Here is a 16,652-nt window from a genome sequence, read left to right as displayed (position 1 = left end):
TTTTTATATGTTGTGATAGATGGTCTGTTTTGGTGTGGTTGTCGTTTTTAGTGTGGTTGTTTGTTTTTTTTTTGTGCAAGGAGAGGGCGGCATACGAGTGCGAGTGGGGTGTGGGGGGGTGGGGGATGGGGAAAAGAGAGAGGGATTGGGGGGAGGGGGGGGGAGGCGTTGGCGGGGTTGGGGGAGGTGGGGGGGGGGGTGGCGAGGATTGGGGCGTTTAGTGTGGTGGAGGAAGTGAGACGGGGGGAGTTGGTGGTGTTGTTGGAGGAATTTAATCCTGGGGATGTGGAACCGATTCATGCGGTGTTTGTGGGGGGAGGGGCGATGCCGGCGCGGGTTAGGGCGTTTGTGGATTTTTTGGTGGAGAGGTGTGGGGGGTGAGGGCGTGTGGGTTTGGAACTTTTGGAGGGAAGGTGATTGATGGGCGGATTGTGGCTAAAAGCGGCCATCTGCTGTAATTAATGCGGGCGCATTGAACTAAAAGAGTGCGGCTGGAAAGCCTTTTTCGGTTCAATGACAGTGATGTGGAATCTCGCTACGCAATTCCTTGCCGGTCTTGGCATTACGGATGATCATCGTAGCCTCGCTGAATTGCGGCAGAAAGCGTTGCGTATGGGGAAATGTTATGGCCCTGGGCGACGAGGTGCCGAGTTTCTATCTATGCTCGGGGAGCATCGTGAGCCGTCACGGTGTATTCACGCGTGATGATGACGCAGCCGCTCAGCGCGAGCATCAAAGTGTTGTAGATTGCATATTTCACAGGCGATATGCCTAAAGCGTTCACTGTTGATTCCCTTTTTATCTGAACGTGTTGGTGCGCAGGCCTTAAACTAATTCCGAGTGTGCATACGCACAGAGATCAAGGCAATCACTGCGAGTGTAGCTCCTTCCAGTTTTTCACTTCATCACTGGGACATTGGATTGGCATGCTGAATATACTGCGACTAGCAGGACTGCAAGTGCAACAGCCGCTGCCATAAAGCATCGAGGGGCATTAAAACCCCTCCGTAGAAATAAACATTTCGAAGGAACTGTCAAGCAGAGGCTTCAGTGATTACATTATTCGACCGCCAAGAGAGCCTTGTTGATATTGCTATTGGCATACTCCGCTATATCAGTCATGCCGAGAGCAATGGGCGCCATAGCGGTAAAGCGCGCATGGCTATATGAATTTAAGCCACCTAGCTTAGCTGACGCCAAAAGAGATGCGTATGACGTATAGCCATATGCATGACCAGTTCTGGATCTCTCAACCTCTTCATCCGTTAAGGTGTTTAGTATCTCTAGCCCAAGCTCGATCTCGTTAAGAGCGTATGCAACAGTGCCAAAATTTGTCTTATAAATGTATTCTTTTGGTGAGAGCTTCAATGCAGCATGAAAGTGCTTCAGTGATTTATCTCGGTGCCCGAGACCACTTGAAATTAGTCCTCCTTGGTTGTAAACGTCGGGAAGTTTAACGCCAAGGCTAATTAATCGCTCAAAGTCCGTGTACGCTATTTCGAATGATCGCGCCTCCCTTAAAGCATTAAAAACCTCTGCTGGGGTTTTAGGAGTGAAGTGGCGGACTTTAAGTTGTGCCTCTCTACCGAACTCAGATGCCGCAAAGCGAGCCAGTTCAATAATATTGGCAGGGTCTAAAGTTATATCTTTTTTCGTAAAAAGAGTCATGTCTTCATGGCAGAGTACTCCCCCTGCAACACCCAGCTCAGGAAGTTCATCTGCTATATGCTCTACAAAATTAGTGATTGCCTCATTGTTGTAGCTTTTATCTGTCCCGACCACGCATATCGAAGATCTGTCCAGAACTTCAATATTGCGAGAATTTTGAAAGGCTGTTTGTGCAGCCCGATATAGACGAGCGAGAGAGTTGTTTAGTGCAGCTGTTCCGTATTTTCTCAAATACTCTGGCTCTCTTGTAAATCGAATAACAAGAGCATAAGGTTTGTTTGTTTTTGGGTTGGTTTTTACGAAGTCTTGGATTGCTTGCACGCCGCCTGTGCGTAATTGATCATTGATTGCAGGGAAGTATCTCGAGGCGTGAGGTAGTAGATGGCCTATACTTCCTGCAGGAATAGCTTCCAAGGTGGAACCGAACTCTAGAGCTTTGCTAGTGTCATCTATTGAATCTATAGAGGCAAATGAAACTTCAGGTTGACAGTCAAAAACAACGATTCTCGCGCTCTCAACTCTGGGATAAGTCCCAAGAGTACGAGTTGTACGGCCGTCATTTATTGAAAATTTTCTTTCGCCGGAAAATTTCGGATTAAAAACTTTAAACTCTTGTCCAATTGAAACGCCTACGTTAGATCCTATATCAATAGCGATCACGCCAGTATTGACGTCTTGCTCTAAAATCCTCCCGCATGAAGAAAGAATCTCGTCATAGAATATTGCTTGGTTTCGACCTGCGGCTTTAGCGCGATAGAGCGCGGTATCGGCACGATCAAGAAGTATAGCAGAAGGATCTAGCGTGGAATCTGTTGAGGGGACATGGTTGTGAAGTGCTATCCCAATGCTAGTCGTAATTGTTCTATCTTGAGTCTGCGGAAGGCTGAGCGCGGTAGTGTCGGAACTTTGGGAAAGCCAGTCCCACTCTTTTTGTGTTGGGAGTACCTCGTCCGAGATAGATGTCCTAAAAGCGTCTGCCCAAAGCTTGAACTGCTCTTTAGTCGCATTTGCGCTAACTAAAATCAAAAACTCCTCCCCTGATGGGTGTCCAACATATGCAGAGGGAGAATATTGCGTTTCACCTTGTATTGTTAAGGCGGCGTCCTCAAGCCTTTTGCCAAAAGTTTTGAGAACCTGATCGCCATATAAGTGACCCCAAGTGTCGTTTACCTGTTTGAAGTAGTCTATGTCTAGTGCCATTACTGCAAGCTTTCTTGGGTGCTTGCTTTCTTGTGCTACTATAAAGGACGATGGTAGCTTTGATATTTCCAATATCTCCGCAAGCAGCGTTTTTCTAAATTCATCCTTGGCGAGGAGATGGGTGAGTGGGTGATGTGATACTTTGTAAGCGTTTGAGGCGCTCTCATGGATTTTCTCAATCCGCGCACGATATTTTCGTCTTTTCTCTATTTGTGGAGACTTAGCAAATTTTAATGAGACCGTTACATTCGAATCGGCTATATGGAACCAGGCCGTTAGGCTGTTAGAGGCGTGATAGGAAACTGGCTCAGATATTGATTTTTCCAAGGAGGAAATATCACTAGAATCAGCAGCTGTTAATGTGAGTATATTTGTCCAGTTTTTATTTGAGTTGAAATGGACTTCGCATTTTTCGCACTCACTAATAAATTCAGAATTTAGTTCTGTGTAAAAAATTTTAAGCTTGTCAATTTTCATATTGGCACTTATTTTTATGAAAGGATAACCGCATCCGTTAGGAATCATGCATATTCTCTATGCAGCATGATGCCAATTTGGCATCGAATGCTTTTTTTCTCAAGAAAATTGTTTTCGTGGGACGCTTACTCTTGTAAGAGATGCAAGCTTGGCATTGAATTCTAGGGTCGTGAATTCTCCATAGGACAAAAAACCTGGGTCTGATAGCTGCTAATGGTGGTTAGCGGCCTTTGCTTTGGTAGCCATCCTTGTCCCTTCACACGTAGAGTACACGTCATGAACATGATCGCTACTCGCAATTGTCAGTCCTGGAACAAAGAAAAATTGGTTGGGTAGTTAACTGCGCTACGACTGGGAGATTTGGGTCATCCAGATAAGGCTTAAAATTGCAGAAAGAACACGCGATGTAGCTCTTTTCGATCTGGCTATCGACAGCAAGTTTCGAGCTTGCGGAGCACCAAGCAGTCAGCCTCTACCTCACCCCGAACGCGATTTTTTCCAATACCTCAGTCACGGTACGAATACGATAGTCAGCCATCGTTTGCAGCACCTCGAGCGGTGCGTGGGAGTCAATGAGCAGGGAGGCTGGAACCCGTTCGCTTCCAGTAAGAGGGATATATCTTTCCATTTTTTAAACTCCGATAAATGCAATGATTTACCGATAAGCAGGTCGCCAAACCTGGTCGCCGCGTGGCGACCGGGGGACTATAAGTGTCATTGCAGCCGACGAGCAACGTCAAGGTTGTAACCGGCACGGATGGTCTAAAGCTCATACGCCGTTCATCCCACTTTTTTGCTCCAGTCTCCCCGAGGCTAGTCTCGTCTCCTTCCTGGAATTTCCCCACGCCGTCTCGCTTTTTAAGCTTGCTGAAACGTTTCATCGAGTTTATAAATCACAAACAACTCCAATAAAGGTGCTCACCATGACCCCGCTAAAACTCCTCGTTGCCCTCAGCGCACTCTCTGCCGCCTCCCACGCCATGGCCTGGGATTACGTGCTGCTGGACACCGACAAAGCCGCCCAGAACTGGCAGGTCACCAGCCAGCAGCTCGGCATCCAAATCGATAAACCCTTCAGCGTTACCCTGCGCACCTTGCACGGTGGTCGGCAGGAGGGCGTGAGCATTGTCGATATCGATAACGGCACGATGAAGCTTTCGGTGGTGCCGACGCGTGGCATGAACGTGTTGCAGGCGTCGATTGGCGATGTGCGCATGGGCTGGGATTCGCCGGTCAAGGAAGTGGTGAATCCGTCCTTTATCGAACTCAATGGCCGTGGTGGTCTGGGTTGGCTGGAAGGTTTCAATGAGCTGGTTACTCGCTGCGGCTACGAATGGGTCGGGCACCCTGGTATCGACAACGGTGAGCTGCTGACCCTGCACGGTCGGGCCGCGAATATCCCTGCGAATAAAGTCACCCTGCATATCGATGAAAAGCCGCCGTACGCCATCACCCTGCGCGGCGAGCTGAAAGAGCAGGCGTTCAAGAAGGTCGATTTTTCTGTTGCGACCGAACTGGTCACCGAGCCAGGCAGTGTGGTGTTCGCTCTCAACGACACGCTGACCAACAATGGCGATTATCCGAAGGAATATCAGGCGCTGTATCACAGTAACTTCAGCACCCCGTTCCTGGAGCAGGGCGCGCGTTTCGTTGCGCCGGTGAAGCAGGTGTCGCCGTTCAATGACAAGGCCAAGGGCGAACTGGCCGACTGGCAAACCTATCGCGCACCGACCAAGGACTATGACGAAACGGTTTACAACGTGGTGCCGTATGCCGATGCCAATGGCGATACATTGACCGTGCTGCATAACAAGGCCGGCAGCCTGGGGGTTTCGGTTGGTTTCAATACGCAGACACTGCCGGTGTTTTCGCTGTGGAAGAACACTGATACCCAAGGGCAGGGCTATGTCACGGGGTTGGAGCCGGGGACGAGTTTTTCCTATAACCGTCGTTATCAGCGGCCACTGAACCTGGTGCCTACGATCGGGGCGAAGGAACACAAGCAGTTCCGTATCAGCTACAGCTTGTTGGCGGATAAGGCGGCTGTTGATAAGGCTTTGAAGCAGGTCAGCGAGATTCAGGGTGGGCGGGAGACTGAGGTGCGGCAGACGCCTTTGGTGGATCTGACCAAGGGGTGACATTGGCTGGAGCCTTCACGCGGGCCCCGGCGCTCTTCATCGACGCCGGAATCGCCTTGCAGCTGTAGGAGCGAGCTTGCTCGCGAAAAACCCACAGGCGCCGCGTTCACTTAGCAAGCCCGCGTTATCGTTGAAGTTCTTCGCGAGCAAGCTCGCTCCTACATTGGGGTTGGCATTGATATTGGGCCGTGTTCAGCGCAGGGCTTTTTGTCATCGACGGGCATGCATACTGAAATAACCGTATTTCAGGAGCATCTCCATGATTCGCAGGGCCTTACCCGCCGACGCAAAAGCCATTGCCCAGGTGCATATCAGCAGTTGGCAAGACGCCTACCGTGACTTGATGCCCGCCCAGTTTTTGAGCGGGCTGCAAACAACGCTGGCTAGGCGCGAAGCCCATTGGGTTCGTTCGCTAGCCTCGGGTGAGTCGACGGTATGGGTTGCCGAGGTGGGCCAGCGGGTGGTTGGCTGGATATCAGTCGGTGCCAGCCGTGATGAAGACGCTGTGCAGGCCAATGCAGGTGAGGTCATGGCCATCTACGTGCTCGCCGAGCATTGGCACTCCGGCGTCGGGCTGGCCTTGTGGAATGCCGGCCTGCAAGACCTGTTGGCGCAAGGCTATGAGCGTTTAACGCTGTGGGTCTTGGCCGGTAATGAACGGGCTATTCGATTTTATCGCCGGGCGGGGTGTGTCGAGGAGGCCGGGACTGAGCGCCATCTTGAGAGGGGCGGTGTGGCGCTGGTGGAGGTGAGGTATGGTTTGCCGTTGAGATAGCATAGGTATCTACGCAACTTGGGCATCAGTTGAATCGTCGTCGGCTGCCCGGCCGCCTTCGCGAGCAAGCCCGCTCCCACATTGGTCATGCATTGCCGTCAAAATCAGTGCCTGGCACAGATCCCCTGTGGGAGCGGGCTTGCCCGCGAAGGCGGTGTGTCAGTCACTGAATTTTCAACTGAACCACCGCCATCGCAGGCAAGCCAGCTCCCACATTTGGATCGCGGGGCACAGCTCGATCGGCGTCGGCTGCCAGGGGCGCTCCCACCGCGGTTACGCCCTGCGCGCAGTCAACAATACCGCCGCGGCCGCTGACAACAAACCTGCGCAGCAGCGATTGAACAGGCGCTTGCCCTTCGGCTCGGCAAACCAGCGACGCATATGCAGGCCCATATAGGCGTAGGCACTGATGGCGACCCATTCCAGGGCCAGGAACATCACACCCAGCAGGGCAAATTGCGCGGTGATGGGTTGGCCGGGCACCACGAATTGCGGGAGGAAGGCGGTGAAGATCAGGATCGCCTTGGGGTTGCCCGCGGCCACCAGAAATTCCTGCCGCGCCAAGGCCCACAGGCCTACCTTGCTCGTCGCGGTTTCTACCTGCTGCGGGTCTGCGCGCCATAGCTGATATGCCAAGTAAAACAGATACGCCGCGCCGAGAATCTTGATCCCGTAGAACAACAACTCCGAGGTTTGCAGTACCACCGCCAAGCCAGCGGACGCGAGGGCGATCATGCCGGCGAAGGCCAGCAGACGGCCGAGACCGGCGAGGCAGGAGGTGCGGTAGCCATAGCGGGTAGCGTTGCTCACGGATAGCAGGTTATTGGGGCCGGGGGCCATGTTCAGGGCGAAGCAGGCGGGGAGGAAGAGGGCGAGGGTGGCGAGGTCCATGGCGGCTCCGGGTTGGCAGGTCGGGGAGTCTTGAGGATAAACGCATGAAGCGCGGTTTAACACTCCGTAGCTGGGCTTATGGCCCCGCGAGCGCTTCAGGTGCCGCGCCAAACAACCGATCGGCAATTTGCCTGCCCCGTTCCAAGCCTTCCTGCGTCAACCAAATGGATTTGTTTTTGTTCACCGGATTACTGATAAAACCTTGCTCGTGGAGTCGGTTCATTATTTGAAAGTCGTGGCCTTTCCATGAGTTGCCGTTATCAAAGCTGAAGGTGGTCAGCAGGGCAAGTACGGTTTCCTCAATCCGTTTTTCGTCGTATTCCATAATGGGTACTCCGCTTGAGTTCCACAGACCCTGTCTAGCTTAGCGCAGCATTTCGCTTGAAGAGTTATGATGCCAATCCCGGTTTTGATCATGGACAAAAAATCTTGGCGACTCACTCTGTCAGTCACACGTTGGGTGCACCGTCTGAACTCAATTATTACGATTGCAGGTCGGTGCCATTGTCGACTGAGATCAGCGCGCTGGATGCCTGGAACATCATGACCGCCGAAACGGGACCGCTGTTAAAATTGGCCTTTCGGATCAGAGATGGGATTTCTTCAAGGTTTGGCGTTAAGCGCATCGGCGGGTTTTCCGGCAATCGGCGCGTGACGGTGCAAGCGGGTGAGCGGCTTGATTTTTTCCTGGTGGAGGACTGCGCGCCGGATAGGCTGGTGCTGACCGAGCGTGACCGGCACCTGGATGTGATGATTTGCCTTTCACTTGCTGATCGTGTGCTTACGATCACTTCATCGGTGATCACCCACAACACCTTTGGGCGCCTCTACATGCTGCCGGTGGGGCCGGCGCACAAGCTGATCGTCAATCGGCTAATGACCCGCTTGCAGCGTAAGCTGCAACAGCTTTGAATCTGGAAAAGACTCCCTCAACACAATTTATTCTCCGTCGGAGCTGTCGCGCTTCAACGATACAGCTAAAGCGCTGGATCACAGCGCAACGCTCCACACCGCCAGTTCATACCCATCTGGATCGGTGAAGTGGAACCTGCGGCCTCCTGGAAACGAAAACGTCTGGCGGGTAATCACCGCACCCAGCTGTTGAAGCCGCTGCTGCACACTGTCCAAGTCATCTGCGTACAAGATAACCAACGGGCCGCCCGGTCGCACAGGCTCGCCGGTGGTGAAACCGCCCGTGAGCCGGCCATCGCTGAACTCGCTGTAGGTGGGGCCGTAGTCGACGAACGTCCAGCCGAATGCAGCGCCGTAAAAGGCTTTACTGCGGGCGATGTCGCTTACGTTGAATTCGATATTGTCGATCTGTCTGTCTTTACCGGTTGTGCTCATGGTGGCCTCCGTGGCTCGTGGTTCAGGCCGCAAGTGTAGCGTATCCGGGCCTGCACATTTCCCACGCGCTCAAGGATGAAACCTGCGCCCCAACGCATCCAGCCGCACCGCGATCGGTGGCAGGCGTTCGCTGCTGCGGGCGAGTGTCTCGACGTCGTCGGCGGTGTTCTGGGCGATGCTTTGCACCGACTGCAAGCGCTCGACGATCTCCAGGTTGGCCGAGGTCTGCTCGCGGGTGGTGGTGACGATGTGGCCGTTGAGTTGGTCGATGTGCGCGATGTCCTCGCCCACCGCCCGTAGCATGTCCACCGCCTCTTGGCTGTCTGCCACGCAGCGCTCTACGCCTTCGCGGCTGGCGTGCATGGCTTCGACGGCTTGGCGGCTGCCGTGTTGCAGGCCCTCGATGATGCTCTTGATTTCCTGGGTGGAGAGGGCGGTGCGCTGGGCCAGGCTGCGCACTTCATCGGCCACCACGGCAAAGCCACGACCTTGCTCGCCGGCGCGGGCGGCCTCAATGGCGGCGTTGAGGGCCAGCAGGTTGGTCTGGTTGGCGATGCTGCTGATCACTTCCAGCACCGAGCCGATTTGCTCTGCCTGCACCGCCAGGGATTCCACGGTCGACTCCGTGCCGTTGATACGCGAAGCCAGTTGGCTGATTTCATGCTGGGCGCGGCCGACGCTTTCCTGGCCGCGCACAATCTGCTGGCTGGCCTGGCCTGCATGTTCCACTGCCTGTTCGACCTGCACCGTAATGTGGCCCATGGCGTCTTCCATGCGCTGCATCGAACCGGTCATTTCGCCGATCTGCGCCAGTTGATGCCGTGCGCCTTTTTCCAGGGTGCCGCTGGCGCTGGCCAGTTCCTGGCCGAGCTGGCCCAGGCCATGGGAGTCGCGAGCGACGCCGTCGATCAGGTGGGTGAGTTGCTGCAGGAAGTGGTCGAACCGCTTGGCGAGGGATACGTGGGCCTTGCCTTCACCTTGGGCGGTTTCCACGGTGAACTGCGAGGTGACGGCGAGCATTTTCTCAAGCATTTCCTGGCTCTCCACCGCTTCGGCCTGGCTATGAACGGCCAGGTAGAGCAGGGCAACGGTCTCCATCGCCACATAGAAGGCGTGAACGAATACCATGGTCCAGCCGCCGTGATGCTCCATCACAAACACCGGCAAGCCCTGGTGTTGCAAGGCATGGAACACCACGTGATGCACCGCGATGGTCAGTGCCGCCACCAGGATCGGCAGCCAGTCACGGTAGAAGGTCAGCACCGCCAACAGCGCGAAAATACCGAAGTGGGATTCGATCACCCCGTGTGCCTGGTTGATGTGCAACGCCGCCATCACCATCAAGCCGGCGCCCAGTGCACAGCGCATCACCCGGGTGCCGCCAATGACGCGATACAGCGCCGTGAGCACCACGCCGGTGCCGCCACCGACGATCACGGCCTGCATGAGGGTGTCGTGCCAGAACGCCAGGCCGAGGGAGAACAGGCACATCAGCCAGATCAATGCCAGCATGATGCGGTCGGCCTTGCGATAGTGCTCGAGAAAACGGACGGGCATTCACTCTTACTCCATGAGAGGGGGCGTCGAGGTCAAGCAAGCACGCGGTGTGCCATACAGGCGCGCCGCTGTGGAGTGAAGCAGATGTTCAGGATTGTTGCCGGTTACCCACGCGTTATCGGCGCGCGGGCGCGGGACTTTAAGAACGGCTGCCCGAGCGGGCAGCCGAGGTGGGCATGAGGCTCAGAAACTGTACTTGGCAGTCAACATCATGTTGCGGGGGCTGCCATAGGAGTCGCCGCCATAAGTCACTGAGTTGGAGATGGACTGGTAGTAGTGGCGATCAAAGATGTTGTTGGCGTTGAGTTGCAAATCCAGGTGCTGATTGACCCGGTAGCCTGCCATCAAGTCAGTGACGGCGTAGCCGCCTTGCTGGAGCCGGTAGTTGCTGCCATCCGCTAGCTTGATGTCGTTGTACATGCGGCTCTGCCAGGAGATATTGCCGCCGACGCGGAGTTTTTCCAGCGGGCCCTGGAAGTTATAGCGGGTGGTCACTTTGAACAGATGTTCCGGGATGTCGGTATCGAACTGTTTGTTGACCTTCTGCGGGTTGGCGTCGTCCTTGATGGTGTGGGTGCGCGCATAGGTATAGCCGCCGCCGACCTGCCAGTTTTCGGTCAAGGCGCCTTGCAGTTCGAAGTCGATACCCTGGCTGCGGATTTCGCCCGAGGCCTCGGCACAGGACGCCTGCGGGCAGTTGGGCACCACCACGGCCACGGCGCGGTTTTCCTGGTCGACACGGAACAGCGCTACGCTGGCATTCAACGTGCCACCGAAGTATTCGCCTTTGACGCCCACCTCATAATTTTTACCGACGATGGGTTTGAGCGGAGTGCCGGCTGTGCTCTTGTCTTTTTGCGGCGTGAAGATGTCGCTGTAGCTCACATAAACCGAATGCTGGTCGTCCAGATCGTAGATCAGGCCGGCGTAGCGGGTGAGGTTGCGGGTGACCTTGTAGTCGCCAGCGGCATCACGGTTGTCGTAGTCATACCAGTCCAGGCGAGCGCCGAGGATCAGCTTCAGCGGGTCGGCCAGGCTCAGGCGGCTGGTCAGGTAGAAACCGTCCTGGGTGGTGACTTCGCGAACGTTGTTGGTGCGGGTGAAGTTCGGTTTGCCCGCATTGATCGGCCAGTTGAGGTCGTAGGGGCTGTAGTTGTGGGTGGTCATGTCGTAGATGCGCTTGCTGGCGCCCACCACTAGTTCATGGGTGCGGCCGAACGCCTCGAAGGGGCCGCTGGCAAAGGCGTCGAGCCCGGCCTGGTTTTCATCGTAGGTGGCCTGGTACACCGTGCGGGCCAGGGTGTCGTTGGTCCAGCGCGATTGGTAGGAGCCGGAGAACAAGGCGTTCTGTTCGGCGTAGTTGGCGTTGACCTGCAGGCTCCAGTCGTTGGCCAGGCGCTGGCGCAGCTCGGCGAACACGGTGTTGATTTCCTGGTCCTTGTTTTCCCAGTCGGTGCCTGGGTTGTAAGAGCGCGACAGGCCCAGGTGGCGTCCATCCAGGCCGACCATCGAAGCGCCCCAGAAGTAGTTGGTCTTGTCCTTCTGGTTCGAGTAACCGAGGGTCAGGGTGGTGTCTTCGCTCAGGTCGGCTTCGGTGACGGCATAGAAAAGGCCATGATCCTGCTCGGCCTTGTCGATAAAACTGTTGGCATCGCGGTAAGAGGTGACGACACGGCCACGCCAGGTGCTACTGTCATTGAGTGGGCTGGAGGCGTCGAACTCGCCACGGTAGTCGTCCCAGCTGCCGACGGCGCCGGTGAGCGTGACTTTCTGCTTATCCAGTGGCCGCTTGCGGATCAGGTTGATGGCGGCCGAAGGGTTGCCTGCGCCGGTCACCAGGCCGGTAGCGCCGCGCACCACTTCGACGCGGTCGAACATCGCCAGGTTCGGCTGGGCGCCTACCGACGCACCGTTGTAGCCGCTGGGAATACCGTCATACATGAGGTTGTCGATATCGAAACCGCGTGCGGTAAAGCCTTGTCGCCCAGGGCCGTTGGAGTAATTGAGGAACAGCCCCGGCGTGGCGTTGACCACGTCGTTGATGCTGGTCATGGCCTGGTCATCCATGCGCTGGCGCGTGATCACGGTGACGGCCTGCGGGGTTTCGCGCAGGGTCAGCGGCAGTTTGGTTGCGGTCTTCATCGAGCCGGTGGTGTACGACTCGCTGCCTTCGGTGGTTGCGCCAAGCTGTTGGCCCGAAACCTCGGTAGCGCCCAGCTCGATGGTGGCCGGTGCGTCGGCGGCAATGGCCGCATTGGAGGTTGCTAAAGCGATAGTGATTGCCATCAGACTGGGTGTAAAAACGTTGCCGCCGTGTTGTTGCACAAACATGAAAGTAGGGCTCCCCAAGTGCCTTCCGTGGCGAATAGTAAATCTGTTGATAATTATTCGCATCAGTTTGGCAGATTGAGTCTGTAGGGAAAAGCCCAACGTTTGTAGGAGCGCGATTGCTCGTGAAAGACGCGCAGGCGCCGCGTTAATTCAGTAAGCCCGCGTTATCGTTGAGGTTTTTCGCGAGCAAGCTCGCTCCTACAGGGTAGTGTTCAGGTGAACAGGATTTCGTAGGGCTCGCGCATGCGCTCCAGCAATATCTGCGCGAGCATCGGTGGTAAGCCGATCTGCGGGTCACCCACCAATTGGCTGGCGTAGGCGTGGGCGGCGTGCAGCTTGCGCGCGACGGTCCAGGTATCCAGGCGGACCTTGCGTGCACGCTGCCAGGGCATTACCGCGCTTTCCCGGGCCGGCCAATGCCAAGCCCAGATCGGCAGTTCATACAGTTGGGCACCTACTAGGCTGCACGCCCTGGCACTCGCGCGGCCGACGGCATCGTGGTCGTCATTGCCGTCGTTGCGCCAGGTGGTAAACACCACGTCGCCGGGTTGCAGGTAGCGCGCGATGAATTGGCTCATCGGCGATTCACGGGCGGCCAGGGCGTCGTCACAAAACCCGCCACGAATCCATTTCAGGCTGTGCAAGGGCATGCCCAGTCGGCGCAGGGCCTCGGCGCTTTCCTGGGGGCGCACCACGCTCAAACGGCTGGCCGGCCATACTTGAGAGCCGGGATGGCTGGCGCTGCCGTCGGTGATGGAGATCAATTGCAGCGGATGCTCGTGGGTGCTGAGCAGTTGCAGCAAACCGCCGCACGCCAGCACTTCATCGCCAGGATGGGGTGCGATTACCACGACGCGAGCGCCGGGCGGTACCAGGGTGTTCAGGGAGATGATGGGGGTTTGCGCCAACTGCGGCGCAGTGTTCCAGATTTGCGCGGGGCCGCGACGGCCTTCGCTTAAGGAGGCAGGCTTCATGGGGTGTCACATCCTTGTCGGTTGATACCGGGTCGTGCTCCGTTGACGGGACGACGCTCTTGTCTTCACCGCAGGCTCCGCTGGGTGAGTGCGCAGCATGCCAATCCAGGAATGCCATGCAAGGCGTTAGGAGCATAGACAGGCATGGGTATCTGCACAACTTTGATGCGATGTTTGCTGGGCTGACGTCATCGCAGGCAAGCCAGCTCCCACAGGGGGCTATGTTGCCCACAATATCTGCGCCTGGCACGGATCCCTGTGGGAGCTGGCTTGCCTGCGATTTTGTTTTTACCCAGCCCGCATCAAGCTCTTCAAGTAATCACCGAACCCACCCTCAGCCCGGCAATCCAGTCGCGCACTGGTCACCACTTGCGGTGCATGGCTCCAGGCAATGGAGGCACCGCAACGCTCCAATTCACGTACCAGTTGTACATCCTCGTGGCATTCCAGCGGTTCAAACCCACCGGCCTCTACGTAGGCGCGGGCACTCACGCCCAGGTTGGCACCGTGGATATGCCGATGCCCGTCGCGGGCCTGGTAGGCCTGCTGATAGCGAATCTGCGCGGCCGGGTCGAAGCCTTCGCTCCAGGCGTCCACGGTGACTGTGCCGCACACCGCGTCGCAACCTTGGGCCAGTTGGGCCACCAACCAGTCAGGGGCGACACGGCTGTCGGCGTCGGTGCAGGAAATCCACCGCGCGCCTTGCTCCAGCAAGTACCCTGCACCCACGCCGCGGGCGTGCCCGACGTTGCGGGCCTGCACGTGCAGGCAATGCACCTCGTGGGCCTGGGCAATCGCCGCGCTGGCATCGCTGCAACTGTCGAGTACTACCAGAATCTGTACCGCTTCACCCAGCAAGCCCGGGTGGTTGGCGGCGATCCGCGCAGCTCTCAGGCAATCATCCAATAGGGCTTCTTCGTTATGTGCCGGGATCAGAATACCGATCATCGTAAACCCTCGTGGCGAGCGACCGAGGTGCCATCGAGGCTCCACAGGTTGAGCAGGAAATCCGGGTCCTGGTACTGCACCAACGGTGCTACACCCAGACGCTGTTGGAGCACGGCGTGCACCTGTTCGGCGGTTTGCGGGCAACCGTCAATGGGCACTCGCCAATGACAGGCCAGAATTTGCCCGTCAGCGGTCAAGGCGGCGAGGGCGCAATCGATCAGACGATTAAAATCATCGACATCAAGGTAATAACAAAGCTCACTCAATACGATCAGTTCGAATTGCCCGCCGGGCCATTGTTCTGGCAGGCGACGCTGCTCCACGCGGGCATGAGGAAAATGCTCCAGCCGCGCCTGTGCCAGACGCACCGCAGCGGTGGCGGTGTCGCAACACAGCAGGCGGTCGCAACGCGGCGCCAGCTCGGCACTCAGTTCGCCGTTGGCACAACCCGGCTCGAATATCGACACATAGCGCAGCCGCGTCAGCACGGCCAAGGTCAGGGCGCGCTTGCGTTGTTCGTACCAGCGCTGACGAAAAGCCCAAGGGTCGTCATTGCCGGCAAACAACTGGTCGAAGTAGGGGGTTGCCACACTCATACGAATACCATCTCAAAAGGTTGCAGCAAGCGCTCCACCACATAGGGCGCCAGCACCGGTGGCAGGCCGATTTGCGGGTCGCCATCCAACTGGCTGGCAAAGGCGTGGATCGCATGGCGTTTGCGTGCCACTTGCTCGGCGGTCAGCGGGATCTTGCGCGCCCGATGCCAGGGCACCTTGTGGTCTTCGGCGGTGGCCCAGTGCCAGGTCCACACCGGTAGCTCACACAACACTGCGCCGACGGCCTTGGTTGCCTTGGCGCTGGCGCGGCCCACGGCCTCATGGTCGCAATGCCCATCCTCGCACCACGTGGCGAACACCACATCGTTAGGCTTGAGGTGGCGCTGGATAAATTCGCAGAGCTGGGTTTCGCGCTCGGCCACATGGCTGTCGGCAAACCCGCCGCGCAGCCATTTCAAACTGTGCAGCGGCAAGCCAAGGCGGTGCAAGGCCTGCGCCGATTCCTGCGGACGCACCACACTCAGACGCTCCACCGGCCAGCGCCGGGAGCCCGGGTGGCTGGCGCTGCCATCGGTGACGGAGATCAGCTGGATAGGGCGATCCAGCGCAGCCAACCCTTGCAGCAAGCCGCCGCTGCCCAGCACTTCATCATCCGGGTGCGGGGCGACGATCACCGCTCGATGCCCTGGCGGCACCAACTGCGCCACACTGATGTGCGGCAACTCGGCCAATCGTGCGCTGTTTTGCCAGTGGCTCAGCGGTGTGCCCTGGCCAACAATCGGATTGGGCTTCATAGCGCCCAACTCCCTGTGGGCTCGCCGGCGACCTGTTCGCCGAGGGCGGCCAAGTCGCGTTCGGCATGGCTTTGCCGCACATACACCGGCAAATCCGCCATCAACTGGGCAAAGTGCGGGTCCTTGCAATACGGCCCGGCGCCGACCCCACGGCCCACATGCTGGATCACTTGCTCGACGGTGTCCTCGATACACGCACGCGTCTGTTGCGCCAGTTGCCGCGCATCGGCGCGTGGCTCGCGGTCGATCTGCGCGGCGCTGGCGCGTAACACGCAGGCGGCGCTGTTCAAGGCGCTGTCGACCGCGCCGAGGTGGGCCAGCGCATGGGGCTCTGCACGTGTGGCGCACTGGGCGCGCAGCGCTTCACCCAGGCGTTGCGCCGCGCCGTACCAGCACGCGGCAATGCCGATCCCACCGTGCCAGAAGCCCGGACGGGACAGATAGTCCCCCGGGCCGCCCACGGCAATTCCCCTGGCGGCGCTGAACAGGATGTCGACGCTACCGGTCGCCGCCATGCCCACCGCCTTCCAACCCTCATCCGTCACCGTGATGCCCGGTTGATCCATCGCCACGGCCACCAACTGCTGGCGGTCCTCTTCGTCCCAGGCCGTCAGCAAACCATGGCTGACCACCGCCGCACCGGAACACCAGGCCTTGCGCCCCTCGACGAGCAGCCGCTGGCCGTCGCGACGCACGCGCACCTTGGCAGTCGGCGGCTCGGCCGCCCACATGCCCCAGGTGCTGCCCAGCGGCGGCAAGGGGCTGTCGAGTTCTGCAATGATCGCCAGGGCATCGGTATGGCCTTCGAACAACTTGCACAGGCGCAAGTCATGCCCGGCCACCTGGGCCAGTTGGCTCAAGCGGGACAGGGTCTGGCCGCTGCCCGGCAACGGCAGTTGATCAAGGCCTTCTTCTTGAAGGGCCCTCAGGGCATTACCCAGGGCTTGCGTGTCGGCATAGCCCCGGTAGCCCTGGAGGAAACCGTGCAACGCCAT

At 57.6% G+C, this 16,652-nt stretch carries 14 protein-coding genes and 2 pseudogenes; 5 read left to right on the top strand and 11 right to left on the bottom strand.

Annotated features, from left to right (window positions below):
- Window positions 1-144: 144 nt before the first annotated feature.
- Window positions 145-381: pseudogene (locus BMH52_RS25625) on the top strand (LysR substrate-binding domain-containing protein); the annotation flags it as partial.
- Between the two features lie 678 nt (window positions 382-1,059).
- On the opposite strand, the gene BMH52_RS25615 reads toward BMH52_RS25625, so the two are convergent.
- Window positions 1,060-3,393, bottom strand: coding sequence for a GGDEF domain-containing protein (locus tag BMH52_RS25615; RefSeq protein WP_083610655.1), 2,334 nt, complete (start codon window positions 3,391-3,393; stop codon window positions 1,060-1,062).
- A gap of 228 nt (window positions 3,394-3,621) precedes the next feature.
- On the opposite strand from BMH52_RS25615, the pseudogene BMH52_RS29780 reads away from it, so the two are divergent.
- From BMH52_RS29780 to BMH52_RS25605, 3 genes and pseudogenes are all read left to right on the top strand, one after another.
- Window positions 3,622-3,796 (top strand): annotated as a pseudogene (locus tag BMH52_RS29780) (integrase); the annotation flags it as partial.
- 472 nt (window positions 3,797-4,268) lie between these two features.
- Window positions 4,269-5,483, top strand: coding sequence for an aldose 1-epimerase family protein (locus tag BMH52_RS25610; protein ID WP_073845464.1), 1,215 nt, complete (start codon window positions 4,269-4,271; stop codon window positions 5,481-5,483).
- A gap of 259 nt (window positions 5,484-5,742) precedes the next feature.
- Entirely contained in the window at window positions 5,743-6,258 is a 516-nt protein-coding gene (locus tag BMH52_RS25605; RefSeq protein WP_073845462.1) for a GNAT family N-acetyltransferase, read from the top strand.
- A gap of 273 nt (window positions 6,259-6,531) precedes the next feature.
- Here the strand turns inward: BMH52_RS25605 and BMH52_RS25600 are convergent, their stop codons facing one another.
- Window positions 6,532-7,149, bottom strand: coding sequence for a LysE family translocator (locus BMH52_RS25600; protein WP_032902438.1), 618 nt, complete (start codon window positions 7,147-7,149; stop codon window positions 6,532-6,534).
- A gap of 76 nt (window positions 7,150-7,225) precedes the next feature.
- Window positions 7,226-7,474: a DUF6429 family protein gene (locus BMH52_RS25595; protein WP_073845460.1), complete on the bottom strand. Its 249-nt coding sequence runs from the start codon at window positions 7,472-7,474 to the stop codon at window positions 7,226-7,228.
- A gap of 101 nt (window positions 7,475-7,575) precedes the next feature.
- Here BMH52_RS25595 and BMH52_RS25590 point away from each other — a divergent pair, with 101 nt between their 5' ends.
- Window positions 7,576-8,061 (top strand): DUF2867 domain-containing protein, encoded by a 486-nt coding sequence (locus tag BMH52_RS25590; RefSeq protein ID WP_083610656.1) that lies wholly within the window; start codon window positions 7,576-7,578, stop codon window positions 8,059-8,061.
- Window positions 8,062-8,139: 78 nt separating this feature from the next.
- Here the strand turns inward: BMH52_RS25590 and BMH52_RS25585 are convergent, their stop codons facing one another.
- The 8 genes from BMH52_RS25585 to BMH52_RS25550 all read right to left on the bottom strand — a co-directional run bounded on the left by BMH52_RS25585 (window position 8,140) and on the right by BMH52_RS25550 (window position 16,652).
- A complete protein-coding gene (locus BMH52_RS25585; RefSeq protein WP_073845458.1) occupies window positions 8,140-8,496 on the bottom strand; it encodes a VOC family protein in 357 nt (118 codons plus the stop codon).
- A gap of 69 nt (window positions 8,497-8,565) precedes the next feature.
- Complete coding sequence (locus BMH52_RS29855) at window positions 8,566-10,053, bottom strand: methyl-accepting chemotaxis protein (RefSeq protein WP_072434639.1); 1,488 nt, start codon at window positions 10,051-10,053, stop codon at window positions 8,566-8,568.
- Window positions 10,054-10,236: 183 nt separating this feature from the next.
- Window positions 10,237-12,384 carry a TonB-dependent siderophore receptor gene (locus BMH52_RS25575; RefSeq protein WP_073845456.1) on the bottom strand — a complete coding sequence of 716 codons (2,148 nt, stop codon included), beginning with the start codon at window positions 12,382-12,384 and terminating at the stop codon, window positions 10,237-10,239.
- Window positions 12,385-12,596: 212 nt separating this feature from the next.
- The gene (locus BMH52_RS25570) at window positions 12,597-13,358 is read right to left on the bottom strand and encodes a PIG-L deacetylase family protein (RefSeq protein WP_014718615.1); all 762 of its coding nucleotides are present in this window, start codon (window positions 13,356-13,358) and stop codon (window positions 12,597-12,599) included.
- A gap of 288 nt (window positions 13,359-13,646) precedes the next feature.
- Window positions 13,647-14,306: a glycosyltransferase family 2 protein gene (locus BMH52_RS25565; protein ID WP_020302308.1), complete on the bottom strand. Its 660-nt coding sequence runs from the start codon at window positions 14,304-14,306 to the stop codon at window positions 13,647-13,649.
- Entirely contained in the window at window positions 14,303-14,902 is a 600-nt protein-coding gene (locus BMH52_RS25560; protein ID WP_073845454.1) for an SAM-dependent methyltransferase, read from the bottom strand. The genes BMH52_RS25565 and BMH52_RS25560 overlap by 4 nt, the downstream gene beginning before the upstream one ends.
- Entirely contained in the window at window positions 14,899-15,657 is a 759-nt protein-coding gene (locus BMH52_RS25555) for a PIG-L deacetylase family protein (protein ID WP_073845452.1), read from the bottom strand. The genes BMH52_RS25560 and BMH52_RS25555 overlap by 4 nt, the downstream gene beginning before the upstream one ends.
- Entirely contained in the window at window positions 15,654-16,652 is a 999-nt protein-coding gene (locus tag BMH52_RS25550; RefSeq protein ID WP_073845450.1) for an acyl-CoA dehydrogenase family protein, read from the bottom strand. Before BMH52_RS25550 ends, BMH52_RS25555 begins: the two co-directional genes overlap by 4 nt.

The organism is Pseudomonas sp. BTN1, from assembly GCF_001907715.1.
GTDB lineage: Bacteria > Pseudomonadota > Gammaproteobacteria > Pseudomonadales > Pseudomonadaceae > Aquipseudomonas > Aquipseudomonas paracarnis.
This window is presented reverse-complemented; position numbering and strand designations above follow the sequence as displayed.